This window comes from Delftia sp. WSY_10 (assembly GCF_043104705.1).
Taxonomy (GTDB): Bacteria; Pseudomonadota; Gammaproteobacteria; order Burkholderiales; family Burkholderiaceae_C; genus Comamonas; species Comamonas tsuruhatensis.
In genome coordinates, this window is sequence record NZ_JBICKY010000035.1 from 436,383 (window position 1) to 462,607 (window position 26,225).

The following is a 26,225-nucleotide window of genomic DNA, read 5'->3' on the forward strand; positions in this document are numbered from 1 at the left end:
GGCAAGCGCTGGCGGCTCGACAAATCCGGCGCCGCGTCTGAACGGGCCTACAGCAGAATGTCCGCCGTGGGGTACTTCCAGAAGTCGCGCAGCAGGTAGCTGATCGGCAGGTTCAGATTCGTGGAGTTGGGTGGAATCGGCTGCAGGAACCACTTCTCGTAGATGGGGTGGATTTCGCGGCTGGTGATGATCCGCTTCATCTCTTCATCGACCAGTTTCTTGAACGCGGTATCGGCCTTCGGCAGCATGATCGCCAGGGGTTCGGTGGACAGGAACTTGCCCACCACCTTCAGGGCACGTGGATCGGGCCGTGCAGCGGCCAGCCCGTTGAGAAGCACGTCATCCATCACGAACGCGTCGGCTTCGCCCTTCTCCACCATCTCCAGGGCCCTCGCGTGATCGGGGGCCTCCACAATGGTGATGCCCATCAGGCGCTGCCTGTTGGCCTGCGTCACCAGGGCCATCGGGCTGGTGCCCTTGGTGGAAACCAGCTTTTTGCCCTTGAGATCCTCCATCGCGTTGATGGTGCTGTCGGCCTTCACTAGCATCCGGGCGCCGGTGATGAAATGGGGAACCGTGAACGCCACGGTCTGGCGCCGCTGCGCGTTGTTCGTGGTCGAGCCGCACTCCATGTCGGCCTTGCCCTGCTCGATCACGGCCATGCGATTGGCGGGCGTGACCATCAGGAACTCCACCTTCATGTCCTTCCTGCCTGTCTGCTTGCGCACCGCCTCGGCCAGGCGAAGGCACAGATCCAGCGCATAACCGACGGGCTTGCCGCTGCGGGTGTCGATGTAGGAGAAGGGAACCGACGATTCCCGGTGCGCAATCACCAGCGCGCCACCGGCCTGGATCTTGTCCAGCACACCGGCTGCAGATACACCGCTCAAGGCCCACAGGCCCAACGCACCCAACGCAATTCCCCACTGGCGAAAGATCATCTGAGTCCTTGGCTCGCAAGCGCCGGGCGGCGCCCAGCAGGTTGTGACAGGTTATACACGTATTGTTACCAGGTGCGCAAACCTGGGCTGCTGGCTGTTTCGGTGGCAGCTTGGGCACTGGCTTTTCCCCCTCCCCCGTTATGGCAGGATCACCAGCACCAGAATTACCGAGGGAACTCCCATGCTGATCAACTGCGTTGCCTACGAAAACGGGGCCAAGCTGGCGGACATTCCTGTCGCCGACATCAGCAACTACATAGAGCGGCCCGGCTGCTTCGTCTGGGTGGCGCTGGCGGACGCCACGCCGGCCGAGCTGGAGGAGATGCGCCAGGAGTTCGGCCTGCACGCCCTGGCCGTGGAGGATGCGCTGCACGGCCACCAGCGGCCCAAGCTGGAGGAGTACGGCAGCTCGCTGTTTGCCGTGATGCACCTGCTGGAGCCCGAGCCCGAGCGGCCCGGCCACTTCAACCACGGCGAGGTCGATGTCTTCGTGGGCTCCAATTACGTGCTGTCGGTGCGCAACCGCAGCAAGCGCGGTTTCCTGGGCGTGCGCGAGCGCTGCGAGAGCGAGCCGGAGCTGCTGCGCCACGGCTCGGGCTTTGTGCTGTATGCGCTGATGGATGCGGTGGTGGACCGCTACTTTCCCATCATCGACGCGCTGGAGGTGGAGCTGGAGCAGATCGAGCAGCAGATCTTCACCAAGGGCGCGGCGCGCGACAACATCAAGCAGCTGTATGAACTCAAGGGCCGCGCCATGGACCTCAAGCACGCCGTGGCCCCCCTGCTGGAAGCCGTGGGCAAGCTCAACGGCGGGCGCGTCCCCCAGATCTGCGTGGGCTCCAGGGACTACTTCCGCGATGTGATGGATCACCTGGGCCGCATCAACGCCCAGATCGACACCATGCGCGACACCGTGGGCACGGCCATCCAGGTGAACCTGTCCATGGTGTCCATCGAGGAAAACGAAGTCACCAAGCGGCTGGCAGCCTGGGCCAGTATCTTCGCCATCTGCACGGCCTTCTTCGGCGTCTGGGGCATGAACTTCGAGAACATGCCCGAACTGAAGTGGCAGTACGGCTATCCGGCCGCGCTGCTGTTCGTGCTGGGTGTTTGCGGCCTGCTTTACTACAAGTTCCGCAAGGCGGGGTGGCTGTAGGCGGCGGGAAGGCGAGCGGTGCCAGGGTATTCACCCAGCCGCACCGTCACAGCCGCGTCACACATCCACGCCACCATCCCAGGCGCCAACTCCTGCACGCCCGGATTCCCCACCATGTACGACGAACTTCTGCCCGACCACCATGATTCGCTGATGCAGCGCATCGAACGCGATCTGCTCGACAGCTACGACGAAGAACTGGAGATGGAGATAGACGACGCCCGCCTGGGCAGCGGTGGCGACGATCTGGACGGTGCCGACACCGTGAGCCGCCAGACCTACTTCCGCGAGCTGCTGCGCCTGCAGGGCGAGCTGGTCAAGCTGCAGGACTGGGTGCAGCACCACAGAAAAAAGGTGGTCATCCTCTTCGAGGGCCGCGATGCGGCCGGCAAGGGCGGCGTGATCAAGCGCATCACCCAGCGCCTGAACCCTCGCGTGTGCCGCGTGGCCGCCCTGCCCGCGCCCAACGACCGCGAGCGCACGCAATGGTATTTCCAGCGCTATGTCTCCCACCTGCCTGCGGGCGGCGAGATCGTTCTCTTTGACCGCAGCTGGTACAACCGCGCCGGCGTGGAGCGCGTGATGGGCTTTTGCTCCGACGAGGAGTACGAGGAGTTCTTCCGCTCCGTGCCCGAGTTCGAGAAGATGCTGGTGCGCTCGGGCATCACGCTGGTGAAGTACTGGTTCTCCATCACCGACGAGGAGCAGCACCTGCGCTTTCTGGGCCGCGTGCACGACCCGCTCAAGCAGTGGAAGCTCAGTCCCATGGACTTCGAGAGCCGCCGCCGCTGGGAGGACTACACCAAGGCCAAGGAAGCCATGCTGGAGCGCACCCACATCGCCGAGGCGCCCTGGTGGCTGGTGCAGGCCGTGGACAAGAAGAAGGCGCGGCTCAACTGCATCTCCCACCTGCTGACGCAGCTGCCCTATGAAGAGATAGAGCACCCGGCCATCGTGCTGCCCGAGCGCACGCGCAACCCCGAATACACACGCAACCCCGTTCCCCAGCACATGTACGTGCCGGATCTGTACTGAGCGGCGGCCGGCAGCGGGCCGCCGGCGTTCCCGCGACCCGTCTTCTCAAGACCCGTTTCCTCACGCCTTCTGCGCCTCGCCATCCTCCACGGATGCCTCGGAGGACGCGGAGGCCTCGGATGCCTCGGACGCCTCAGGCGTCTCTGGCTCTGGCTCTGCCCCGGCGACTGCGGCCGCCTGCGGCACCTCAACAACCTCGGCCGCACGCTTGCGCCGCTCCTGCTCGAGCAGCGCGGTCAGCGCCGCGTGGATGCGCTCCAGCGTGCCGCCCGGGTTGACCCACCAGTCCGTGGACCAGATGCGCAGTATCTGCCAGCCCAGGCCGCGCAGCACCTGCTCGCGCAGCTTGTCGCGGTCGCGCGCCGTGGCCGAGCGGTGGTAGGTGGCGCCGTCGCACTCCACGCCCGCCAGGTAGCTGCCCGCATGGTCCGGGTGCACCACGCCCAGGTCCACGCGGAACGAGGACGCGCCGATCTGCGTGTGCACGCGCCAGCCCTTGCGCTCCAGCGCCTGGGCCACGCTGGCCTCGAAGGGGCTGTCGAAATCGCCCTGGCTGCCATGGTGCGACTCGGCCAGCGCGCGCGGGCCGCGCTCGGCAAATTCCAGGAAATGCTTGAGGTCGCGCACGCCCGCCGCCTGGGTGCGCGACAGGTCCATCTGCTCGCCGCGCAGGCTGGAGAAGATGCGCAGCTCCTGCCGCGCGCGCGTCACCGCCACGTTCAGCCGCCGCTCGCCGCCGTCGCGGTTGAGCGGGCCGAAGTTCATGGATACCGCGCCCGAGATATCGGGCCCGTAGGTGATGGAAAAGTACATGATGTCCCGCTCGTCGCCCTGCACGCTTTCCAGGTTCTTGACGAAGACGGGCTCCAGCAGCGCATCGGAGAAAAACGGCTCCAGCCCCGGGTCCTTGCGGCGCTCTTCGTCCAGCAAATCCTCGATCAGGCTTTGCTGCTCGGAGTTGAAGGTGACCACGCCGATGGTGGCACCCGACTGCGCAAACCCCGGCGACTTCAGCCGCGCCACCAGGTCGGCCACCAGGGCCTTGGCCTCGGGCTGGTTGATGCGGGCGCCACCTTTTTCATAGCGGCCCTGCACGGCGTGGAAGCTGACGGCGCGGTCATCGGTGACGGGCGAGGGAAAGGTCACCAGCCCGCCGCCGTAGTAGCGGTGGTTGCTGAAGGCGATCAGGCTTTCATGGCGCGAGCGGTAGTGCCACGACAGGTTGCGCGTGGGCAGGCTGGCGCCCAGGCATTCGTCCAGGATGCTTTCCATGTCCCCTTCCACGCCCTGCGTGTCCTCGTCGAAGGTGTCGGAGGTGTCGGCGCGGCCGAAGAAGCTGGTGGGCGGCAGCTGCTTGGGGTCGCCCACCATGACCACCTGCTTCGCACGCGCCATGGCGCCGATGGCGTCCCAGACGGGGATCTGCGAGGCCTCGTCGAAGATGACGATGTCGAAGTTGCTGGTCTCGGCGCTCAGGTACTGGGCAATGGACAGCGGGCTCATCAGCAGGCAGGGCGTCAGGCGCAGCACGGCCGACGGGATCTGCTCCAGCAGCTGGCGCAGCGGCAGGTGCTGGCGCTTCTTGGTGATCTCGCGCCGCAGGATGCCCCACTCGCTGTTGCGCTGGATGCTGTCGGCCGACGGCAGGCCCGCGCACAGCCGCGCACGTATCCACTGGCGCGTGACCGAGGTGAATTCATCGTCCAGCGCGCGGAAGTCGGCAATGCGCCGCTCATGCTCGGCAGAGACGAAGCGCTTGAGCACCTCGTCCTCGTCCACGGCCAGCGCCAGCCACCAGCGCGCGTAGTTGACCTCGAAGGCCTTGGGTGCCTGGGCCGGCTCCAGGCTGCCGGACTCGATGGCGTCGGCCAGCGCACCCAGCCCGCCCGCGCGGGCCGCGGCCTGGGCATTGCGCCAGGCGCACCAGGCATGCAGGCCGCCCTGCCCGGCCAGCACGCCGCCCGCCGTGGCCGCCAGCTGCTCGGCCGTGCGCTGGGCCAGGGCACGCTGCTGCGACTCGCCATGGGCTGCCGCCGCGCTGAAGGGGTCTATGGCCGCGTGCAGGCCGGCCAGGCTGTCCAGCAACTGCTGGCAGGCCATGCCGACCGCGGCACCCTCGCCCAGCTCGGCGCTGCGCAAGGCCAGCACCTGGTGCAGGGCCTGGCGTGCCTGGGCCAGCTCGGCCTCCTGCCAGCCCAGCCCGGTCAGCCCTGCCTGCAGCGATCCCTGCAGGCGCAGCGCATGCTCCACGGCTTGCGGGCGCGTGTCCAGGCCGTCCCAGACGCCGGGGCAGCGCAAGCGCAGCTCGTCCAGCGCCAGCAGTTGTTCCTCGATGGCGCTGCGGGCCGCCAGTTGCGCATGGGCCTGCTGCAGCGCCGCGCCACAGCGGCCCTGGGCCACGGCGGCGTGCGATGCCATCAGGCCGCCGCGCCGCGTCAGTTGCAGGCGCTCGCGCTCGAAGGCCAGCGCGTCCTGCAAGGCCTGGGTATCGGTTTCCAGGCCGCGCCACAGGCCGTGGCTGGCATCGGCCAGCGGCAGGTAGCCATCGAGCTGGCGGTCGATCTGGTACAGGGCCTGCAGGCGCTGCACTTCGGCCGCCCAGCGCTCGCCGCCATGGCCTTCGGCCACGGCCTCCAGGCCGTCGAGCGAGAAGGACTTCTGCGCACGCGCGGCCAGCAGGGCCGCATTGGCCTTCAAGGCGCTGCGCGCATGGTCGGTGCGCGTGCGGTGTCCGGCCCACAGGCCGTCGGCTGCGGCCCCGGGCTGGATCTGGTCCAGTTCCTCGCGCAGGCCCCGGATGCGCACCAGGGCGGCCAGGTCATCGGCCACGCGCGGCTCGCCCGCGCCTTCGATGGTGGCCTCCAGCGCCGCGCGCACCTTGCGCCGGCCCAGCCAGGACAGCGGCCACAAGGACTTGCCGGCTCTGGCCCATTCGCGCTGCAGCTGCGAGACATTGAGCTGGCCCACGCCCGCGCCGTACTTGACGGACAGGCCCTGGCGCAGCGCCGCGATCTCGTCGATGCACTGCAGGCCGCGCTCCAGCTCGTCGCCCAGGGCCACGGGCCAGGGCGTGCCCAGCCCGGCCTGCAGGCGCCGGCGCTGCGCCAGCAGGTCCAGCGCCTGGGCCAGGCGCGTCTGCAGCTCGGCCGGCCAGGGCGCCAGCATCTGTGCGGACAGATCACCGTGCTGCGCCAGCAGCTGCAGGCCCGATTGCAGGGATTCGCCAATGCGCGCGCCGTCAGGCAGCACGCAGAAAGCCAGGTTGCTGCCTGCGGCCGCAGGCAGCGCGCGCGCGATCACGCCCAGCGCCGAGCGCGCCTGGCGCCCCAGCGCCGGCCACTCGATGCGCAGCAGCCGGCCCAGCTGCTGCGCCGCCTCGGCAAAGCCCTGGCCTGCATCGTGCAGGGCCTGGGCGGCATCCATCATCTGCTGCTGCCAGCGCACGGACCAGTCGCTGGCCTGCACCGTGGCCAGCGGCCCGTCCTTCAGATGCTGCGCGCCAACGGCCTGGGCATTGGCCTGCAGGCGGCCCGCAGTCTCGCGCAAAAGGGCCAGGCCCGCTTCGTCATGGGCCTGGGGCGTGGGCCAGTGAAATCCCAGGCGCGGCAGCGCCTGGCCACCGGCCACGGCGCCAATGGCGCGGTAGATGGTCCAGCCGTTGGCGTGGCGCCGGTGCAGGCGCTCCACATAGGCCGACAGCTGCTCGCGCAGGCGGCCGAGCTGGCTGGCCTTGGCGGCCCAGGCCTCGGCATCCACCTGGCCATGCGAGTCCCAGGATTTCTGCAGCTGGCCCAGCACGTCGAGCTTGCGGCTCTTGTTGGAGTGCAGCTCCAGGCAGAACTCGCCCAGGCCCACTTCGCGCAGGCGGCGGTAGACCACGTCCAGCGCGGCGATTTTCTCGGCCACGAAGAGCACGCGCTTGTCCTCGGCCAGGCATTGCGCGATCAGGTTGGCAATGGTCTGGCTCTTGCCCGTGCCCGGCGGGCCGATGAGCACGAAGTCCTTGCCGCGCGCAGCGGCCATCACGGCCGACAGCTGCGATGAATCGGCCGGCAGCGGGCTGAAGACCTGCTGCGGCGCGAACTCCTGGTCCAGCCGCCGCGTGTCGGGAAAGGCGATCTCCGAGCGATAGGGCTCGCGCGGCGTGTCGATCAGGTGGGCGACCACGGGCGAGCTGCGCAGCTGGTCGGCGCGCTCGGCCAGGTCCTTCCACATCAGGTATTTGGCGAAGGAGAACATGGACAGCACCACGTCCTCGCTGACCTCCCAGCCGCGCACGTCCTTGATCGCCTCGCGCACGCGGGCCCAGATGCCGGTGATGTCCAGCCCGGCCTCGTCGCGCGGCAGGTCGCCTGCGGGCACGCCCAGCTCCAGCTGGAAGTCCTGGCGCAGCATCTCGACCAGCGTGGGATTGAAGCGCGGCTCGTCCTCATGCGCCTGCAGCGTGAAGCCCGAGCGCGCGCTCTTGCGCTCCAGCGTGACGGGCAGCAGGATCAGCGGCGCGCGCACGCGTACATCGGGCTTGTCGGGCCGGCTCCAGACCAGAAAGCCCAGGGCCACGAACAAGGTGTTGGCGCCGCCTTCCTGCAGCGCGTTGCGCGCGCCGCGAAACAGCTCCACAAAGCGGCTGTCCAGCTCCAGCGGCTCCAGGTCGATGAAGACCTCGCGGCGCTGCAGCGCCTCTTCGGCGTGCGCGCCGCGCAGGTCTTCCAGGCTGCGCGCCTCGTGCAATGGCTGGCTGCGCGGGTCCTTGCCCTGCATGAGCTCGGGGCTGGGCAGCAGCTTGAGCACCTGGCCCCGGGCCAGCGTGTCCTCCAGCGCGGGCGCGGCCACCTGCAGCAGCAGCGATTTCTTGCCGGGCTTGAAGTTGAGCAGGGCATTGCGCAGCGACAGGTCCAGCAGCCGGCGCTGCCAGCGCGCCAGCCTGTCCTTGGGATCGAGCTGGGAGGTGGGCACTTCGCGTGTCTGCGCCTGCGCCAGGAGTTCGGGCGGCGGCTCCACGGTGAGCCGTGGCTCGGCCTGGCCTTCGCCGGCCTCGGGCGCGGCGTCCTGCGGCTGGGCCAGCGCCAGCGGGCGGATGCGCTGCATGCGTGCGCGCCGCACGTCCACCAGCAGCTCGAACTGGTCCTCATGCTCTTCGGCCAGCTGGCGCGCGCCCTGGGCAATGGCCTGGCTGAAGGCCACGGCCTGGCCTTGCGCGGCCAGCGTGGTCTCGAAGACCACCAGCTCCTGCAGCTTGAGCCGCTTGCGCACGGCCGTGATGTCATCGACCACGGCGGTCGAGAATTCCTGCCTGCCCAGCCACAGGCCCACGAAGGCATGGCCGCGCGTGAAGACCAGCAGCGGGTTCAGGTGCGCCTGCTCCAGGCAGGAGGCGAACAGCAGCGTCAGGTCCAGGCAGGTGGCCAGGCCCGCATCCAGCACCTGGGTCGCGCCGCGTATCTTCTGGCCCGCATGCTCGAAGCTGGCCGGCGGCAGCGCGTAGTTGAGTTTCTTCTGGAGCACGGAAGTCCAGATGGCCGAGGCCAGTTCCCAGGCCCGCTGCGGCCCCTGTTCATAGCCGTTGATGGCGCCGGACTTGCCCGCCGCCTCCAGCGCCTGCGCCGCGCCCTTGAGGATGCGGTCCACGGCCGGATCGTTGGGTTGCACGAAGGCCGCCACCATCTCGGGCAAATGCCCCAGGCCGCCCCACTGGTTGCGGGCCAGCAGTTCCAGCGGGTGTTCGTGCCGGGCCAGCACCGTCTGTGCCGGCTGGCCGCTGCGCAGCTCCAGCCGCAGCACGGCAGGCTCGGCCTCGGTCAGGCGCGAGAGCAAGGCGCCGTCCAGCGCCACATCCAGGTCGGTCAGCGCATAGGTGCTGTGCGCGGCCACCGACTCCAGGCGCCAGGTGCGCGGCTTGATGAAGGCAGGCTCCGAGGCCAGATGCAGGCTCAGCGCCTGCAGCGGCAGATCGCCCTCGTTGACGATGGCCAGCTCCAGCAGCGCGGGCACGGCGTTCTGGAAGTCGGCGAGATTGAGCTTGGCGACGGTGCCGATGCGCAGCTGCGGGGCCGTCTGCGGCGCCTGGGCGGCGGCGGGGGCGGCATCTGCGGGGGAATCTCGGCGGGGGTCTTCTGTCATGCGCGGTAGTCCTTGGCTGGCCAGCAGGCGGCGGGAACTGTCGAAATCCCGTCATATTCCTGGCCCGACGATTGTCCGCTGCGAATGGGGCGCCGTGTCCGAGATGGGCGGTTTTCAGGGGTCACTGTTTGCAAAAAATAAGAGCGAAGAGGCCTGCTGAGAACATCAATCCGAAGGCCCGGCAATCACTTCATGCACGAGCGCATCCCATCAGCACCTCGCAGATCATGGCGTTGACGGCGCCGTGCACGGCGGTCACGGCACGGGCAAAGCGCGCTGACCCCATCGCAAACAAGCCTGCCGCATCTGGATATGCGCAAATGCCTGGTGGACGGTCCCGGCTGCACGTGGTTGTGGAACTTTATGATTAGCCACCATACAATATGGCACCAACAACCACGGCGCACAGCGCCCATGCAAGGAAACACCATGTCCCACTATCTGGTCGAGCTCTATTCCCCCAGCCCCGCCTGGCTGGCCCTGCCCGCCGCGCAGCGCCAGCAGTTTCTGGACGCGGTTGCCAGCGCCATGGGTGGGCTGGCTGCCATGGGCGTGCAGGTGCTGGCCCTGGCCGAGACCGAGCGCGGCCTGGACCAGGCCAGCCCGCACCGCTTCCTGGGCATCTGGCGCTTTCCCGATACCGCCGCGCGCGATGCCCTGCTGGCGGGCATCAAGGCCAGCGGCTGGTACGGCTACTTCGACCATGTGAACGCGGCCAGCGGCACGGGTGGCCTGGAAAGCCATCTGAAGGCGCTGGCCGAGGCCTGAGGCGGACGGGCGATGGGTGATGAATGGGTGCAGGATGGATGCTGCAACGCCGGCGCTACGGCTGAATCGGGCAGCCCAGACGCTTGAGCGTCTCGTCGATCCATGGCGCGCTGTAGGTACCGGCAGCGATGTCGGCCACCATCCTGGCCTCAACGACCTGCTTTCCGTGTGCTGCATCCAGCAAGGCCTGCGCCTGCGCATGCGGTACGCACAGCAAGCCATCGTCGTCGCCAATCATGAGGTCACCGGGCTCGATCACCATGCCATCGATGGCGATAGGCACATTGATTTCGCCCGGGCCATCCTTGTAGGGTCCGCGGTGCGTGACGCCCGCGGCAAATACCGGGAAGCTGCCAGCACGAATCCATGCCGCGTCGCGGATCGCGCCGTTGATCACGATCCCGCCCAGCTGGCGACGCATGGCGTCTCCGACCATGATTTCTCCGATGAGTGCGTTGGTGAGGTCGCCGCCCGCATCCACCACGATCACGTCACCTGGGCTGGCCAGTTGAAGTGCCTTGTGGAGCATGAGGTTGTCGCCCGGGCGGGTCTTGATGGTCAACGCGGGGCCGGCCATGCGCCCGCCGCCGTGCATGGGGCGCAGCCGCGCGCCGCCAGCCGTCATGCGGGCCATGCAGTCGCTGACGTTGGCGACAGGCACGTCGAGATAGCGCCTGGCAATATCCAGGCTGACAGCGCGTTGCCGCTTCAGAATTTGAAGACCGATCATGGTGTGGTGCTCAGAGTGGATGGAATGAAAGCCGTGCCGCTCAATCGAGCGTGGTGCCAGAGCTCTTGACGATGGGTGCCAGGCGTGCGCGGTCGCTGGCGTAGAGCCTGGCCATGTCCTGCGGTGTGCCGGTGATGAGTTCGGCGCCGGAGTCGGCGATCTTCCTGGCCGTGTCGGGTGCGTTCACCACCTTGTTGATGGCTTCGTTGAGCTGCCTGACGATGGCGTCGGAGGTGCCGGCCGGGGCCATCACGCCCCACACGCTGGCCAGCTCCACGCCCTTGATGCCGGATTCGGTGTAGGTCGGCACGTCGGGCAGCAGCTTGGAGCGGCTCGCGGTGGTCACGCCGATGGCGCGCACCTTGCCCGACTGGATGTGCGACAGCAGCGTGGGGATGGAGCCCATGTACATGTCGATGCGCCCGCCCAGCAGGTCGGGCATGGCCTGCGCCATGCCGCGAAACGGCACGTGGGTGAACTTCACATTCGAGCTTTTCTGCCAGGCCTCGCTGATGAGGTGCGAAATGGTGCCGGTGCCCGGCGTGGCAAAGCTCAGGCGCCCGGGTTCCTTCTTCGCCGCCTGAATGATGTCGTCCAGGGACTTGTACGGGGAATCGGCATTCACCACGAGCACGGCCGGGCCGGCTGCGACCAGGGCCACGGCGCGCAGGTCCTTGTCGGGGTTGTAGGTGAGCTTGGAGTACAGCAGCGGGTTGAGCACCACGTTGTCGGTCTGCGCCATCACCAGGGTCAGGCCGTCGGCGGGGGCCTTGGCCACCTGGTCCAGAGCCAGGTTGCCACCGGCCCCGGGCTTGTTCTCCACCACGATGGCCCACCCATGGGCCTCGGTGAGCTTGGTGCCGACCAGCCGCGTGAGGTTGTCGGTGCCGCCACCGGCCGGAAAGGGCACGATGAACCTGATGGGGCGCTGCGGATAGGTGCCCTGGGCATGGGCCGGAGCCATGGCGGCAGCGGTCAGTGCCAGCAGGCCGGCGAGGGCCAGGCGGCGTCGGGTCGGGGTCGTCATTGCGGATGTCTCCTTTGGTGGTGTCGGTTGGCGCATGGGTACGTTGATCAGGCTTGGCTGGCGAGCACGTGGCTGCCCAGCCAATCGATGGCCTCGTCGGTGGAGGTGCCGGTGAAGGGCTGCACCGCATGCGCCCGGGCCGTGTCGGCGAACAGCGCCTCGACGGCGGTCAAGGCGATGGGCGTCAGGCCGTTGCGGGCCATCTGCTGCCGGGCCTCGGCCACCTCGTTGCGGCGGCGTGCGGAATGCGGGATGTGCGTGCGCACCATGGACTCCATCAGCGTGCGCAACGGTGTCTCGTCGATGTCCTGCAGCACGGCATGCAGTTGCTCGCGCAGGCCCATCTGCTGGGCCGTCACCAGGCACTCCACGGCCAGCGCCTCGGCCCCCTTGGTGTAGATGCTGCGCAGGAGCTTGAGCGCGGCGGCATCGCCCGGCTGTCCGCCCACCACGCGAACGGAGCCGCCAAAGGGCAAGAACAATTCCTGTACAAAACCGGCCTTGCCACCGGCCACGAGCAGCGGCGTCTTGCTGCCGCCCAGGTTGACCGCGCCGGTGATGGCCACATCCACGAAGTGCACCGCCCTGCCCTGGGCGACGCGCCGGGCCAGCTCGCCGCATTCGCGCATCTCCTGCGGGTCGGCCGTGGTCATGTCCACATAGACCACGCCATCGCGCAGATGGGGCAGGCAGGCCTCGAACAGGCTGCGCGCCACGGTGCCGAACACGGCGCTCACCACCACGTCGGCCTCGGCCAGCCAGGCGCCGGGCGCGGCATGCACCTGCGCGCCAGCGGCCTGCACGGCGTCGGCCACCGCAGCGTTGGGCTGCAGCTCGCACAGGCCCACCAGGCTGTGCCCCTGCTCCAAAAAGGCCTGCATGTAGCAGGCGCCGACCATTCCACCACCCAGTATTGCGAACTTCATAAAAATACAAATTTAAAACATTCATCGCAGTCTACGGAGCGCATCTCCTTTTTCTTCCTAGAGATTTCCCGTAGAACTTCGAATATTTGTACTTGTTTTGTATTTTTCGGAATGAAGCGAAGCGAAACGGGTCCCTCCGCCGTCACCTAGAATCGGCGCACCACTCCCATCCACTTGGTGCAAACACAGTGCAAAACGTGAAAGACAAGGCGTACGAGGTTCTGCGGCAGCGGCTCATCGGCGGCCACTACCGACCCGGCGAACAGCTCAAGGAGGAGCCCATTGCCCGCGACCTGGGACTGAGCCGCACACCGGTGCGCAATGCGCTGCACCGCCTGGTGGAAGATGGCCTGGCCACCGATGGCGCGGGCCAGGGTATCCGCGTGTCGGAGTGGAGCGACTGGGATGTGGAGGAGACCTTCCAGCTGCGCATGCTGCTGGAGCCGTACGCCTCGTTCCTCGCGGCCACGCGCGGCGGCGAGGGGCTGGCCGATGAGCTGGAGGCCAGCAACCAGCGCATGGAGGCCGGCATTGCCGCTGGCCACGACGGCATTGGCGAGGTGCAGTCAGCCAACCGGGATTTTCACCACGCGCTGATCGAGGCATCGGGCTCGCCGCGCCTCAAGACCATGCTGGCGACGATGATCGACATGCCGATCATCAAGCGGTCGTTCTACATCTACACGCCCGAAGAGCTGGTGCAAAGCCTGCACCACCACTGCGACCTGGTGATCGCCATACGTGCCAGGGATGGGGAGCTGGCACGCCAGGTGATGCAGCTGCACCTGCGCATGTCCTACCACCGGTTCATGAAGCATCGAGGGGAATACCGCGCGGATACATGAGCACTAAATGGAGTGCCCTGGTCCGGTAGACAGGCGCCAACCCATCAGCTTGGCGAGGTACGGATCACAACCAAGTCAAGCGGCACGCTTTTTCAAGGCGTAGGCCTCGACTTCCACCAAGAAAGCCTCCTTTGCCAGACCTGTCACGCCGACCAGTGTGCTTGCAGGCAGCGCCGTATCGAGCAGGAAGTCCTTGCGCACCCGCTGGATGGTCGCGACGGCCGACTCCGAAATGTTCCGTACGTAGATGTTGAGCTTCGCCACTTGATCGAAATCTGTGCCCGCCGCTTCGAGGGCATGGCCCAGATTGATAAACACCTGGCGGGTCTGGACTGCGAGATCATCCGCGCCCACGATATTCCCGTCAGGATCACAGGCAACCTGCCCCGAGATGAAAACCAGACGCTCCACAGAAGCTTCCGCCAGATGCGAAAACCCATTGGGGCACGCCAGCGTTGGGGGATTGAGATATTGGATCAGATTGGACATTGGATGGACTCCCTTAAATCAGTTCAAGTTGAACTTGTTGGTCGGACTGAAAGTTCATTGACTTTGAGCAAAGCCGAGGCCTTTAGCAGGTCTGACTCCCAACGGCCAACTGCGCGGTGACCTCATGAGCGGGGCTGAACCATTTCCGCCGCCCGCCCCCGATACAACCAGGGCAGCCAGACAAAGGCGATGAGGACCAGAACAACGCCCGCCAGCGCCATGGGCAGCACCATCGGCCAGGCACCGTGGCGCATGGTCGGATCGACAAATTGCGCCGCCAGCTGGCCGGCGCAGAAGGCCACGCACATGATCACGAAGCCCGAGCACGACACGGCCCGCCCGGCCAGCTGCGGCGGCAGGCCACCCACCGCGCCCGCCTGGCCGCAAGGCTGGTGCAGGCCATTGCCCAACGCGTATACCGCGTGCCCTAGCAACAATGGAAAGGGCGAGTTCGGCGCCAGCACGCAGCCGGCGATCTGGATGCACGGCCCCAGCAGACTGAGCGTAGCGCCCAGCTGCACCGTGCGCACCGGCCCGTGGCGCGACAGCAGGCGCCGGCACCATGTGATGCCCAGGATGTAGACCAGCGAGCCGCCTGCTGGAATCCAGCCGTAGAGCACGGGCGACAGGCCGAACAGGTCGACGTACACCATCGGCGACAGCAGCAAAAAGCAGAAGATGCCGCCGTAGGTGGTTGCGGCCAGCGCCGTCCAGGCGCAAAAGCCGGGTTCGGCGAACACCTGGCGCACACCGCCAGCGGATACGGATACGGATACGGGTACGGATGCGAGGACCGGGGCAGACTCCACCGGCGCTTGCCGCGTCTCGCTGAAAGTGCGCCAGCACAGTGCCAGCAAAGCCAGCGAGTAGACGCCCATCGCCCCCAGCACCCAGCGCCAGCCGGTGGCCTGGACTGCCCATGCACCGGCAATCGGCGCCACCAGGGCTACCAGCCCCAGGCCCATCAGGCCGCGGGCCATGATGCGCGGTCCTTCATGGGCCGGATACAGGTCGCGCACCGCAGCCCGGGCGCACACCAGGATGGCCGCCATGGCCGCGCCCTGCACGGCGCGCCAGGCCACCAGTGCGTCCGCGCTGCCCGCCAGCGCACAGCCGGCCGCCGCTGCCGTGTAGCAGGCCAAACCCGTCAGCAGAACGGGCCGGCGCCCGAAGCGGTCGGCCAGCGGCCCGCACACCAGCTGGGCGACACCGAAGGCCAGCATGAACACGGTCAGGCTGCTGCTGGCCGAGCCCAGGTCGCGCGCGATCTCGGGCAACGCCGGCAGATAGCCATCGGTGGCGACCGGCTGCGCGGCCAGCAGCAGCGGCAGCAGCAGGAGAAAGGAAACGGTGCGGCGCGGGCCGGGATCGGCGAAGTTCATCTCAATGAAGCCTGGTCACGGCATGCAGCGCGTCGAGCGAGGGAGTTCGAAGGACGATACATGGCCAGTTGCGCGCCATGCATCCTATGCGACGGCGGACAGCACGGCCCGCAGGCCCAGCAGATAGCTGTCCGCGCCGAAGCCGCAGATCTGGCCCCGGGCGATGTCGGCAAACACCGAGTGGTGGCGGAAGGGCTCGCGCGCGTGGATGTTGCTCATGTGGATCTCCACCACGGGCACGGTGAGCATGGCCAGCGCGTCGCGGATGCCGTAGCTGTAGTGCGTCCAGGCGCCGGCGTTGATGAGCACGCCATCGACGCCGTCCAGAAAGCCCTGGTGGATGCGATCGCACATGGCGCCTTCGCAATTGGTCTGGAAGCTGTCCACCTCGCAGCCCAGCTGGCTGCCCAGGCTGCGCAGCGAGGCGTCGATCTCGGCCAGCGTGACCGTGCCGTACTGCGCCGGATCGCGCTGGCCGAACATGTTGTGGTTGATGCCGTGCAGCATCAGGATGGTCTTCATGGGGTGTCCTCGATTCAGGGATTCGTTCATGCCACCGGGGTCTCGACGGCGGCACCGGTACGCGCCGCCTCTGCAATGGCCTCGGTGATCTGCAGGTTGCGCAGGCCGTCGTGCACGCTGACCAGCGGCTCAGCCTGCCCGCGCGCCACCTGCGCGAAATGCGCCATCTGGCGCACCAGCGGGTCTTCGCGCTCCACGGCGGCCACATCCAGGTCGAAGGGCTCATTCCAGGAGCGCTGGCCGGCCGATGCATAGGTCTTCAGCCGCATGCTCGGTATGGCCAGCGAGCCGAAGGTGCCCGCCACCAGGTAGCAGTCTTCGTCCTCATAGCTGGCATAGGCCTTGTTCTCCTGCGAGGTCTGCTCCCAGCTGCGCGCGCTGGCGGCCGTGTCCGAAAGCACAAAGCTGCCCAGCGCACCGCTGGCAAAGCGCAGGTTGATGGCCACCGTGTCTTCCACGGCAAAACCGCGCGTGGCATGCGAGGCGAAGGCCTGCACGGCCACGATGTCGCCGCACAGCATGCGCAGGTTGTGGACCTCGTGGATCATGTTGAGCAGGATGGGGCCGCCCCCGGCCTCGCGGCGCCAGGGGCCTTCCTCGAAATAGGCGTCCGGCTTGTAGAACAGGGCCGCGCCTGTCACGGCCACCAGGCGGCCCAGCCGCCCCTGGGCGATGAGGGCTGCGGCCCGCGCCATGATCGGGCTGTGGGCGCGGTGGTGGCCCACCAGCACGCGGGCGCCGCTGCGCTCGGCCAGCGCGGCCAGGCGCTGGGCCTCGGCCACGGTGGCGGTCACGGGTTTTTCCAGCAGTATGGGCAAGCGCGCATGCATGCACTGGGCCGCCTGCGGGGCATGCAGTCGGTTGGGCGTGGCCAGCACCACGGCGTCGGGCCGATCATGGGCGATCAGCTCGCCCAGGTCGGGCCACAGCGGCACTCCGGCCCTTTGGGCAAGATCCCGGGCTGCGGGCGCCGGGTCCACGACGGCGGACAGGCGGCAATCCGCCTGGGCCCCGATGGCGGCGATATGCGCCTGGCCGATCGCGCCGGCGCCGGCCACGGCAATGCGAAGCGAGTGCAGCTGTGCCATGGCATGCCCCCTCAGAAGCGGTGCAGCACGCCCAGCTGCACGCCCTTGATGGTGCGGCCGTTGACGTCGTCGGCCGATGTGAAGTTGGGCTTCATGCCGCCGGAGGCCGCCAGCCGGAAGCCCGCGTTGCGGTCGTTCTTCAACTGCTCGGCCACCGCGTAGAGCATGGTGCGCTTGGACAGGTCGTAGTAGGCCGCGACCGCGCCGCCCGATGCGCCGCGCCCGCTGTCCGAGCCATCCTGTATGCGGCCCCACAGTGCGCCCACGCGCAGCTGCGGCGTCACGCGGTAGTCTGCCGACAGCTGCCAGACGCGGTAGAAGCGGCGCACATCGGCATTCGTGCCCGCCACCAGCCCGCCCACATTGCCCAGCACCGTGCCCGTGTTGTTGCCCGCCGAGCCTGCCGTGCTGTTGTTGGACCGCACAAAGGCCAGTTGGACCTTGCCCTTGCCGTAGTCGTAGTTGGCGTAGAGGTTGTCGTAGCGGACCGCGTCGGTATAGGCCGCGCTCTGCGGCGCACGCGCATACAGGCCTGCATAGCCCACGCGGTAGGGGCCGTTCAGGTAGTCCAGGCCCAGCTGGTAGATGGCCTGGCGCGCTGGAGCACCGGTCTCGGCCATGGCGTAGTGGGCCTCGAACAGGAAGCCGGCCACGCGCGGCGAGGTGTAGGAGATGTCGTTGTCGAAGCGCGAGGGCACGCCGAAGTTGTTGACCATCGATCCCAACGTGCGCGAGGTGAAGTCGATGTAGTCGCCGCGCCCGAAGATCACGGTGTTCTGCCGTCCCAGCCGCACCTCGCCCCAGCCGCCGCCCAGGCCCACCCAACTTTGGCGGTCGAAGCCGCGCGTGCTGTCGGCCTGCGTGCCGTTGTCGGCGTTGATGCCCATCTCCAGCTGGAACTTCGCGTACAGGCCACCACCCAGGTCTTCCTGACCGCGAAAGCCCAGGCGGCTGCGCAGCAGGGCACCGTCCTCCAGCGTGGTCATGGATGCGCCCGAGCTGCTGCGCATGTGGTTGACGTACTGGTCCAAGCTGCCGTAGATGGTGACCGAGGACTGGGCCTGGGCGCCCGCTCCCCAGGCGCCCAGCACGGTGGCCAGGGCCAGGATGCGAAGGGCCCCGCGCTGCGGCACTCGCGGTGTCTGGTGCATTTGCTGTTGCATGGTCTTGTCTCCTTCTCTGTGAAAAATGCTTTTTCGGGCGTGGCTGCGCCCTGCCCCGGACGCATCCAGGGCCGGTTGTCTGTCGGCTGGATCAGTAGGAGATGTGGGCGGTGGCGCGCAGCTGGTCAGGCGTGGCGCTGCCGAAGCCGAAGAATTCGAGGTAGGCGGGAATCATCTCGAACAGCATGTCCGTGCCCACCTGGAAGTCGCAGCCCTTGTCGCGCACGGCGCGCAGCAGGGACGTGAACTCGGACTTCATCACCACCTCGCCCACAAAGGTGGTGGGCGCGATGCGCTGCACATCGAACGGCAGCGGGTCATCGTCCTTCATGCCCAGCGGCGTGGCGTTGACGACCACGTCAAAGCCCTGCGGGTCCCTGGAGCCCGTGCCCACCTTCATCCTCGGGTAGTAGGCAGCGAGCCGCCCGGCCAGGGCCTGCGCGCTCTCGTCCCGCGTATCGAACAGCATCAGCTCGCCCACGCCGGCCGCCGCCAGCGAGGCGGCAATCGCCGAGCCCACGCCACCCGCCCCGGAAATCAGCACCCGCGCGCCCTGCAGCTGCCGCCCCTTGCGCAGCACGCCGCGCACAAAGCCCGCGCCGTCGAACTGGTCGCCCAGCAGCGTGCCGTCCTCGCGCCGCAGCACGGCATTGCAGGCGCCTGCAATGTGCACGGCGGGCGTGACCTCGTGCACCAGGTCCACCACGGACACCTTGTGCGGCATGGTGATCAGCGCGCCGCGCAGGTTGGTGAAACGCATGATGGCGGCAAAGTCGCCGGCGAAATGCGCCGCCTTCACGCCCATGGGCACGACGCAGGCATCAATGCCCCGGCCGTCGAACCACGGGTTGTAGATCATGGGCGACTTGAAGGTCTCGGTCGGGTCGCCGATGTGCGCGATGAGGGTGGTTTTTCCGGAAATCATTTCCTGGGGCCTTCGGATGCCTTGGGTTGCAGGATTCAGCGGCCGGACTGGGCCAGGGCCTGGTTGCGCAGGCGGTCGTACTCGGCAGCTGCCACGGGCTGCGCACCGGCCTCGCCCAGGTCTTCCATGCGCACGCGGTAGGTCTCGCGGGCGCTCCACGCGGCCAGGGCGGCCACCACGGTGATGCCGAAGGCGATCAGGCCCACGGTCAGCCAGATGTTGTGCGCACCCGGAGGCGCCACGGCCGTGAACAGCGCGGGCAGCATGGCGGTGATGGCCGTGCCCACGTTCTGCGAGATGGCCATGGCCGAGACACGGGTGCGGGTGGGGAACAGCTCGGGGTAGAAGCTGGGGAACACCGCGTTGTAGCCCTGGTAGACCACGCCCCACATCAGGATGGACATGGCGAAGGCCAGCGGCATGTTGCGTTCGCTGATGGCGTAGAGGTAGCCGATGGCCAGCAGGCCCGACAGCAGCGCGCCGAAGATGATGGGCGGGCGCCGGCCGATGCGGTCGGACAGGTTGCCCACCATGGGGATCACCAGCACCGCGACGATGTTGCCCACCACGGGAATCCACAGGTACATGTCCTTGGCGAAGCCGATGCCGTAGGCGGGCTGCACGGCGTAGGCCGCGCCGAAGATGGTGGCCACCACGGGGATCACGTTCATCAGCGCCATGCAGACCACGCGCAGCATGTCGGGCGAATGGTGGCGGAAGGCCTCGACCACGGGCGAACTCGGACGCGCCTCGCTGCGGCCTGCGGCGGTGAAGGCCGGGGTCTCGTTGACCTCGCGGCGGATGATCCAGCCCGCGATGATGACGACGAAGCTCAGGATGAAGGGAATGCGCCAGCCCCAGCTGTTGAACTGCTCGGTGGGCATGTAGTGCGCCAGCGGCAGGAACACAGCCGCTGCCAGGATCTGGCCGGCCTGCACGCCCTGCAGCGTGAAGCTGGCGAAGAAGCCGCGCCGCCCGAACGGGGCATGCTCCAGGATCATGGAGCTGGCGCCCGAGATCTCGCCGGCCACCGCGAAGCCCTGTATCAGCCGCATCAGCACCAGCAGCGCGGGCGCCCACAGGCCGACCTGGTCATAGGTGGGCAGCAGGCCCACGGCGATGGTGGAAAAGCCCATCAGGAACATGCACCACACCAGCACCTGCTTGCGCCCGTGCGTGTCGCCCAGGTGGCCCAGCACGAAGGCGCCGATGGGCCGCGCCACATAGCCCACGCCATAGGTGGCCAGCGAGGCGATGATGGCAATCGCCGGATCACCCTGCGGAAAGAAGATCTGCGGAAAGATCAGCGCAGCCGCCGTGGCGTAGATGAAGAAGTCGTAGTACTCCAGGGCCGAGCCTATCCAGCCGCTGGTGGCGGCCTTGCGCGGCTGGTGCCCGGTGGGCTGTGTGTGTATCGGGGTTGCGCTCATGTGTTGTCTCCTCCATGTAGAAAAGGCCCCTGCCCGATGCTTGCGGCCAGGCCGGCGGGATGTAAAAAATGTAGTTCCCGCCTATGGATGCGCCCAAGCCAATTTCGAAAGGCATGTGCGCTGATCGCACCGCGCTGTTCGATAATCGCACGCACCCAGGGTTAATACGGAAAAATCAAAACCGTCATGACAACACCTTCCACCCTCGCCCAGCGCGACTGGATTGCCGGACTGGAACGCGGCGTATCGATCATCGAAGCCTTTGACGACGCCCACCCGCGCATGACGGCCGCCGAGGCCGGCCAGCGCACGGGCATGACGCGCACCGCCGCGCGGCGCTACCTGCTGACGCTGCAGCACATGGGCTACGTGGCGGGGGACGGCAAGCTGTTCTGGCTCACGCCGCGCGTGCTGCGGCTGGGGCAGTCGTACCTGGAGTCGGCGCGGCTGCCGCGCATCGTCCAGCCGTTCCTGCAGCGCGTGGCCGCCGGCACCCATGAAACCGCCTACCTGGCGGTGCTGGACGACGACGAGGTGGTCTACATCGCGCGCAACGGCCCCAACCGCAACATGAACACCGGCTACGTGCTGGGCGCGCGCGTGCCGGCCCAGGTCACGGCGGCCGGCATGCTGATGCTGTCCATGCGCAGTGACGCCGAGCTGGAGCACTGGCTGGACAACCGCGCGCTGACGGTCTTCACCTCGCACACCATCACCTGCCCCGCCGAAATGCGCCGCGAGCTGGCCTTGATCCGCACCCAGGACTGGGCCCTGTGCGAGCAGCAGCTGAACCTGGACTCGCGCGGCATTGCCGTGCCGCTGCGCGACCGCCACGGCGCGCTGGCCGGCGCCCTCAACATCACCATGCCCATGGGCCGCGAAACCGGCAAGGACGCCGTGGCGCGCGTGCTGCCCATGCTGCGCGAGACGGCGCAGGCCATGCGGGATCTGATCTGATGGTGAACAACACGGCCATGGCGCAACTTCCTGGCCTGGACATGCATGGCGGCGACGACCATCTGCTGCAGCATCTGCAGGCACTGGAAGTGCGGCTGCACGATCCGCAGGTGCGATCGGACGCAGGCCAGCTGCAGGCGCTGCTGCATGAAGACTTCCTGGAATTCGGCCGATCGGGCGGCATGCACGACCGGGCCGCCACCGTGGACAGCCTGGCGGACGCCTTGCCAGCACAGGCCCCTGCCCGGCTGGTGTCAGGCGGCTTTGCGCTGGCGCGCCTGGGACCGGACAGCGCGCTGCTGACCTACCGCTCGGCCAGCGTGGCCGAGGATGGAACGGCCGGCCGGCATACGCTGCGCTCCTCGGTCTGGCTGCACACGGTGCGGGGCTGGCAGATGCGCTTCCACCAGGGCACGCCCACGGCGCCATTCGACCTGGCCGCATCCATGCCATGAGCGGCCTGCGGCGTGTTCAGACGGTCTCGAACGCGTACTTTTCCGTATCCACCTCGCGCTGCGAGGCCACGGCATAGCGGTCGCCCTGGATGCGCTCGGGCTTGAAGAGGTCGTCCAGTTCGGCCAGCAGGGCCGCATCCAGGCGCACGGCGCCGCCGCGCAGGTCTTCGTGCAGGTGGTCCACGCTGGTGGTGCCCGGCAGGGCAATCACATGCTCGCCCTGGTGCAGCACCCAGGCGATGGCCAGCTCGGCCAGCGTGCAGTCGGCGCGCTCGGCAATGGACTGCATGGGCGCGAGCAGCTGCAGGTTCTTCGCATAGGCCTCGGGCGCAAAGCGCGGCATGGCGGCGCGGATATCGCCCTTGACCAGTCCCTCGACCTCCTGGAGCTTGCCGGTGAGGAAGGCGCGGCCCAGCGGGCTGAAGGCCACGTAGGCAATGCCCAGTTCCTTGCAGGCCTGCAGCGTGCCCAGCTCGGCATTGCGCGACCACAGCGAATACTCGCTTTGCAGCGCGGCGATGGGGAAGGTGGCATGGGCGCGGCGCAGCGCGTCGGCGCCGATCTCGGACAGGCCCAGGGCGCGCACCTTGCCCTCTTCCACCAGGCGCGACATCTCGCCCACCGATTCCTCGATGGGCACGCGGCGGTCCCAGCGGTGCAGGTAGTAGAGGTCGATGACATCGGTGCCCAGGCGCTGCAGGCTGTCTTCGCAATTGCGGCGCAGGGTCCTGGGGTGGCCATCGATCACGCGGCGCACCACGCCGTCTTCGCCGCGCACGCCGGCCATGCCGCATTTGCTGGCCAGGGTGATGTGGTTGCGGTGGGACTTGAGCACGGGGCCGACCAGGGATTCATTGGCGCCGAAGCCATACAGCGCCGCCGTGTCGAACAGCGTGACACCGGCGTCCAGCGCCGCATGCAGCACGGCCCTGCCCTGCTCGGGCGACGGCGGATGGCCATAGGCGTGGCTGAGGTTCATGCAGCCCAGGCCGACGGCGCTGACGGAGAAGGGACCCAGGTTTCGTGTGGACAGGTTGGTCATGGTGGCTCACAGGGAAAAGAAGAAAGGGAGCGGCCGGCGCTCCCTTGCAGTGCATTCGCACAACGATTTTGCCGTCAAACCGCAGCGCCCCGCACGCCCGTGCGCGCCCAGGCCGGCAGCGGCACGGGCCGGTGCAGCACGTCGTCGTTGAGCCACTGCGCGCTGCGGCGCGCGCGCTCGGCCACGGTGTCCAGCGGCAGTTGCTGGTAGTCGTCGTTAAAGACCTCGAAGCTGTAGTCGCCACGGTAGCCCAGGCGGTCCAGGCGCAGCACCAGGTCGGCCAGACGCTCGCTGTGCACGCCCTCGCCCGGAAACACGCGGAAGGTGCGCGCCGTGGCCATGCGCTCCTCGAAGGTGGGCGCGTCATGCCACATGAAGTCGGACAGCTGCACCAGGAAGATCTTGTCGCGGTCGATCAGCTCCAGCGCATCCAGCGGCGTCTTGGCGGCCAGGATGTGGAAGGAGTCCAGGCCGATGCCCAGGTTGGACATGTCGGCGCGGCAGACCACGTCCCAGCTGGTGGTGAATTCGTTGACGTTGCGGCCCCAGGACAGGCCCTCGTAGGCGATCTTCACGCCCAGCGGAATGCCGAGCATGGCCAGCTTGCGCAGGTCACGCGCAATCACGTCGAGATCGCCCGTGGCATGGCGCGAGGTGGACGAGCAGGCCAGCAGCACGGGGCTGCCGATCTCGGCGCACATCTCCAGCATGGATTTGGCGATGTCCACCTTGTAGTGGTGCAGGTGGTCGGACAGGCCCTCGAAGTCGCGCAGCACCTGAAAGCCCGTGGGCCGCAGGCCGCTGGCGCGCACCGCCGCCGCAGCCGCCTTGACGCCGCCCGGGTGGCCGGCCAGGTCGCGCGCGCTGAGCATGACCTGGGTGAAGCCCGCGCGCCGGATGGCGTCGAGCTTGGCCTCCAGCGAGCCATTCAGAGTGATGGTGTCCATGCCATAGCTGTCCAGCAAGCCCATGTTGCCCTCCAGGATCGTTGTGTGTATCGGCGGTTGAATCGGACGGCGGCGCGCCAGGCTTTGCGCTAGGCGTCGCGGTGCACCAGCTCGAACACCACGGTGCCCATGGCGTTGCGCGTGAGCGCGCCGCGGTCATCGGGGTGCAGGCGGCTCGATTCCACGAACTCCACGCCGCGCTGGCGCAAGGCCTGCACGGCAGCAGGCACGTCGGTGGTGCCCAGGCCGATGCGCTGCAGGCGCTCGGGCATGTCGTCCCACTCCAGGCCCGGATCGGGCTCGATTAGCTGCCACAGGAAGCGCTTGCAGGGGCTGCGCATGAGCTTGCCTTTGGGCAGGATGCCGAAGCGCTGCGCATCGGGCAGCAGGTGGAAGTCGAACATGCGTTCGAAGTAGGTGATCCAGTCGGCGCTGCGGCCACGCCCTATGTACTGGACCACGCCGAAATAGCCCAGGCCGGCCAGCGCCGGCGGATGGGGATCGGCCCCGGCAACGGGCTTGAAGTCGATGTCATAGATGGAGAACTCCTGCCATCGATCGACAAAGTAGAAGCGGCTGCCACCCGGGCCGTGGATGGCCGGGATGTGCAGCTCCATCGCCTGGGCCTGGCTGGGCGCCGCCCAGGCTCCCAGCTCGATGCAGCGCGTATGCGCCTGCAGGGCATCCTGCACGCGCAGCGCCACGGCCGAGATGACGGGCTGCCCGTCCGAGGCGGCATGGGCCAGCGCATCGGCAGCGCCCGCATTGACCACCAGGTTCATGTCCCCCTGCCGGTACAGCGTCACCTCGCGCGAGCGGTGCCGCGCCACGGGGCGAAAACCCAGCCCCTCCAGCACCTGGCCCAGGGCCTGGGGCTGGCTGGTCGTGTACTCGATGAACTCTATGCCGTCGATCCCGAGGCGATTGGACGCCTCGGGCACGTCTTCCCGGCTGCTGGAGGAGGAATCGGTCATTGCGGTACTCCGGGTGGAAACATGATCGTCGTGCCACGCCCAAGTGGCATCGCTCTCCTACGATCAAATACGCGTAAAACTGGCGCGGCCCAACTCAGAGACACCGAGGAAGGGCCGCCCCGCACCGAGGATGTCGTCCCCCTTTTCAGGGGGAAGACGCGAAGCGGCTCAGGGGGTGAGCTGTTTTTCCAGATCGTGCAGGACCTGATAGCAGGGCAGCACCTGGGCCACGCTGGAATTGGGCTCGCGGCCTTCGCGGATGGCGGCGAAGAACTCGCGGTCCTGCAGCTCGATGCCGTTCATGGACACGTCGACCTTGGAAACGTCGATCTTCTCTTCCTTGCCGTTGACCAGGTCGTCATAGCGCGCGATGTAGGTGCCGGTGTCGCCGATGTAGCGGAAGAAGGTGCCCAGCGGGCCGTCGTTGTTGAACGACAGGCTCAGCGTGCAGATGGCGCCATTGGCGGCCTTGAGCTGGATGCTCATGTCCATGGCAATGCCCAGTTCCGGGTGGATGGGGCCTTGCACGGCGTTGGCCTTCACGATGGGGCTGCCGGCCTGGTAGGCGAACAGGTCCACGGTGTGGGCAGCGTGGTGCCACAGCAGGTGGTCGGTCCAGCTGCGGGCCTGGCCCAGCGCGTTCATGTTGGTGCGGCGGAAGAAGTAGGTCTGCACATCCATCTGCTGGATGTTGAACTCGCCGGCCGCGATCTTCTTGTGCACCCACTGGTGGCTGGGGTTGAAGCGGCGCGTATGGCCGCACATGGCCACCAGGCCGGTCTGCTTTTGCAGATCGGCCACGGCCTGCGCGTCCTTGAGGCTGTCGGCCAGCGGGATCTCCACCTGCACATGCTTGCCGGCCTTCAGGCATTCGATGGCCTGGGCGGCATGCATCTGCGTGGGCGTGCACAGGATGACGGCGTCCACCTCGGGCAGGGCCAGGCTGTCGGCCAGCTCGGTGGTCACATGTTGGATGCCGTACTTGTCGGCCACTTCCTGGGTCTTGGCCAGCTCGCGGCCCACCAGGGAGACGACTTCAACGCCGTCGATGTTCTTGATGCCGTCCAGGTGCTTGATGCCGAAGGCACCGGCGCCCGCCAGGGCGACTTTGATGGTCTTGTTGCTCATATGAGTCTCCGTAGAGCCGCCTCAAGGAGGCGAAGGCCCCCTCGGGGGGCAGTGAATACACGCAGTGATGAACGTGGGTGCCTCAGCCGTTCTCCAGGATGAGATGTCCGACAGCGGTGTTCGATGCCGGCACATGGTAGAAGCGGTGGTTGACCTTGGGCAGCGGCGCGGGGCC

The 26,225-nt window shown here is 67.6% G+C and carries 22 protein-coding genes and 1 pseudogene; 6 read left to right on the top strand and 17 right to left on the bottom strand.

The window, feature by feature from the left end; all coding sequences use genetic code 11:
* Window positions 1-47 precede the first annotated feature (47 nt).
* The gene (locus tag ACF8ML_RS17745; protein WP_016446415.1) at window positions 48-941 is read right to left on the bottom strand and encodes an amino acid ABC transporter substrate-binding protein; all 894 of its coding nucleotides are present in this window, start codon (window positions 939-941) and stop codon (window positions 48-50) included.
* Between the two features lie 181 nt (window positions 942-1,122).
* On the opposite strand from ACF8ML_RS17745, the gene corA reads away from it, so the two are divergent.
* Both corA and ppk2 read left to right on the top strand, forming a co-directional pair.
* Complete coding sequence (gene corA / locus ACF8ML_RS17750; protein WP_012206223.1) at window positions 1,123-2,097, top strand: magnesium/cobalt transporter CorA; 975 nt, start codon at window positions 1,123-1,125, stop codon at window positions 2,095-2,097.
* A gap of 114 nt (window positions 2,098-2,211) precedes the next feature.
* Window positions 2,212-3,132, top strand: coding sequence for a polyphosphate kinase 2 (ppk2, locus tag ACF8ML_RS17755; protein ID WP_046238364.1), 921 nt, complete (start codon window positions 2,212-2,214; stop codon window positions 3,130-3,132).
* A 60-nt stretch (window positions 3,133-3,192) separates the two neighbouring features.
* On the opposite strand, the gene ACF8ML_RS17760 is transcribed toward ppk2, so the two are convergent.
* Window positions 3,193-9,252 (bottom strand): DUF4011 domain-containing protein, encoded by a 6,060-nt coding sequence (locus ACF8ML_RS17760; RefSeq protein WP_392407548.1) that lies wholly within the window; start codon window positions 9,250-9,252, stop codon window positions 3,193-3,195.
* 429 nt (window positions 9,253-9,681) lie between these two features.
* Between ACF8ML_RS17760 and ACF8ML_RS17765 the strand changes: the two genes are divergently transcribed.
* On the top strand, window positions 9,682-10,020 hold the full coding sequence (locus ACF8ML_RS17765; protein WP_392407550.1) for a DUF6616 family protein: 339 nt from the start codon (window positions 9,682-9,684) through the stop codon (window positions 10,018-10,020).
* Between the two features lie 55 nt (window positions 10,021-10,075).
* Here ACF8ML_RS17765 and ACF8ML_RS17770 read toward each other — a convergent pair whose 3' ends face one another.
* Genes ACF8ML_RS17770 through ACF8ML_RS17780 form a run of 3 tightly spaced genes read right to left on the bottom strand, consistent with a single transcriptional unit; the run spans window position 10,076 to window position 12,703 of the window.
* Window positions 10,076-10,750 (bottom strand): RraA family protein, encoded by a 675-nt coding sequence (locus ACF8ML_RS17770; RefSeq protein WP_063325658.1) that lies wholly within the window; start codon window positions 10,748-10,750, stop codon window positions 10,076-10,078.
* A 40-nt stretch (window positions 10,751-10,790) separates the two neighbouring features.
* Window positions 10,791-11,777: a tripartite tricarboxylate transporter substrate binding protein gene (locus ACF8ML_RS17775; RefSeq protein ID WP_016450417.1), complete on the bottom strand. Its 987-nt coding sequence runs from the start codon at window positions 11,775-11,777 to the stop codon at window positions 10,791-10,793.
* 47 nt (window positions 11,778-11,824) lie between these two features.
* Window positions 11,825-12,703: an NAD(P)-binding domain-containing protein gene (locus ACF8ML_RS17780; protein ID WP_392407551.1), complete on the bottom strand. Its 879-nt coding sequence runs from the start codon at window positions 12,701-12,703 to the stop codon at window positions 11,825-11,827.
* A gap of 188 nt (window positions 12,704-12,891) precedes the next feature.
* Between ACF8ML_RS17780 and ACF8ML_RS17785 the strand changes: the two genes are divergently transcribed.
* On the top strand, window positions 12,892-13,548 hold the full coding sequence (locus tag ACF8ML_RS17785; RefSeq protein WP_047327528.1) for a GntR family transcriptional regulator: 657 nt from the start codon (window positions 12,892-12,894) through the stop codon (window positions 13,546-13,548).
* Window positions 13,549-13,623: 75 nt separating this feature from the next.
* Here ACF8ML_RS17785 and ACF8ML_RS17790 read toward each other — a convergent pair whose 3' ends face one another.
* From ACF8ML_RS17790 to ACF8ML_RS17820, 7 genes are all read right to left on the bottom strand, one after another.
* A complete protein-coding gene (locus ACF8ML_RS17790; protein WP_392407552.1) occupies window positions 13,624-14,037 on the bottom strand; it encodes a RidA family protein in 414 nt (137 codons plus the stop codon).
* 122 nt (window positions 14,038-14,159) lie between these two features.
* Window positions 14,160-15,419, bottom strand: coding sequence for an MFS transporter (locus ACF8ML_RS17795; protein ID WP_392407553.1), 1,260 nt, complete (start codon window positions 15,417-15,419; stop codon window positions 14,160-14,162).
* A gap of 84 nt (window positions 15,420-15,503) precedes the next feature.
* Window positions 15,504-15,941 (bottom strand): type II 3-dehydroquinate dehydratase, encoded by a 438-nt coding sequence (gene aroQ, locus ACF8ML_RS17800; protein WP_392407554.1) that lies wholly within the window; start codon window positions 15,939-15,941, stop codon window positions 15,504-15,506.
* Window positions 15,942-15,967: 26 nt separating this feature from the next.
* Entirely contained in the window at window positions 15,968-17,029 is a 1,062-nt protein-coding gene (locus ACF8ML_RS17805) for a Gfo/Idh/MocA family protein (protein ID WP_392407555.1), read from the bottom strand.
* A gap of 11 nt (window positions 17,030-17,040) precedes the next feature.
* Window positions 17,041-18,192: a porin gene (locus ACF8ML_RS17810; RefSeq protein ID WP_392407557.1), complete on the bottom strand. Its 1,152-nt coding sequence runs from the start codon at window positions 18,190-18,192 to the stop codon at window positions 17,041-17,043.
* A 91-nt stretch (window positions 18,193-18,283) separates the two neighbouring features.
* Window positions 18,284-19,117 carry a shikimate dehydrogenase family protein gene (locus ACF8ML_RS17815; protein ID WP_392407558.1) on the bottom strand — a complete coding sequence of 278 codons (834 nt, stop codon included), beginning with the start codon at window positions 19,115-19,117 and terminating at the stop codon, window positions 18,284-18,286.
* 35 nt (window positions 19,118-19,152) lie between these two features.
* On the bottom strand, window positions 19,153-20,547 hold the full coding sequence (locus ACF8ML_RS17820; protein WP_392407559.1) for an MFS transporter: 1,395 nt from the start codon (window positions 20,545-20,547) through the stop codon (window positions 19,153-19,155).
* 186 nt (window positions 20,548-20,733) lie between these two features.
* On the opposite strand from ACF8ML_RS17820, the gene ACF8ML_RS17825 reads away from it, so the two are divergent.
* Complete coding sequence (locus ACF8ML_RS17825) at window positions 20,734-21,504, top strand: IclR family transcriptional regulator C-terminal domain-containing protein (RefSeq protein WP_012206241.1); 771 nt, start codon at window positions 20,734-20,736, stop codon at window positions 21,502-21,504.
* A 17-nt stretch (window positions 21,505-21,521) separates the two neighbouring features.
* Window positions 21,522-21,959 carry a DUF4440 domain-containing protein gene (locus ACF8ML_RS17830; protein ID WP_392407560.1) on the top strand — a complete coding sequence of 146 codons (438 nt, stop codon included), beginning with the start codon at window positions 21,522-21,524 and terminating at the stop codon, window positions 21,957-21,959.
* A 16-nt stretch (window positions 21,960-21,975) separates the two neighbouring features.
* Here ACF8ML_RS17830 and ACF8ML_RS17835 read toward each other — a convergent pair whose 3' ends face one another.
* The 5 genes and pseudogenes from ACF8ML_RS17835 to ACF8ML_RS17855 form a co-directional block, all read right to left on the bottom strand.
* On the bottom strand, window positions 21,976-23,001 hold the full coding sequence (locus ACF8ML_RS17835; RefSeq protein WP_392407561.1) for an aldo/keto reductase: 1,026 nt from the start codon (window positions 22,999-23,001) through the stop codon (window positions 21,976-21,978).
* Between the two features lie 74 nt (window positions 23,002-23,075).
* Window positions 23,076-23,972 (bottom strand): sugar phosphate isomerase/epimerase, encoded by an 897-nt coding sequence (locus ACF8ML_RS17840; RefSeq protein ID WP_016450427.1) that lies wholly within the window; start codon window positions 23,970-23,972, stop codon window positions 23,076-23,078.
* A gap of 65 nt (window positions 23,973-24,037) precedes the next feature.
* Complete coding sequence (locus ACF8ML_RS17845) at window positions 24,038-24,922, bottom strand: 4-hydroxyphenylpyruvate dioxygenase (RefSeq protein ID WP_034366790.1); 885 nt, start codon at window positions 24,920-24,922, stop codon at window positions 24,038-24,040.
* Window positions 24,923-25,090: 168 nt separating this feature from the next.
* On the bottom strand, window positions 25,091-26,050 hold the full coding sequence (locus ACF8ML_RS17850) for a Gfo/Idh/MocA family oxidoreductase (protein ID WP_016450429.1): 960 nt from the start codon (window positions 26,048-26,050) through the stop codon (window positions 25,091-25,093).
* Between the two features lie 82 nt (window positions 26,051-26,132).
* A pseudogene (locus tag ACF8ML_RS17855) lies at window positions 26,133-26,225 on the bottom strand (protocatechuate 3,4-dioxygenase); the annotation flags it as partial.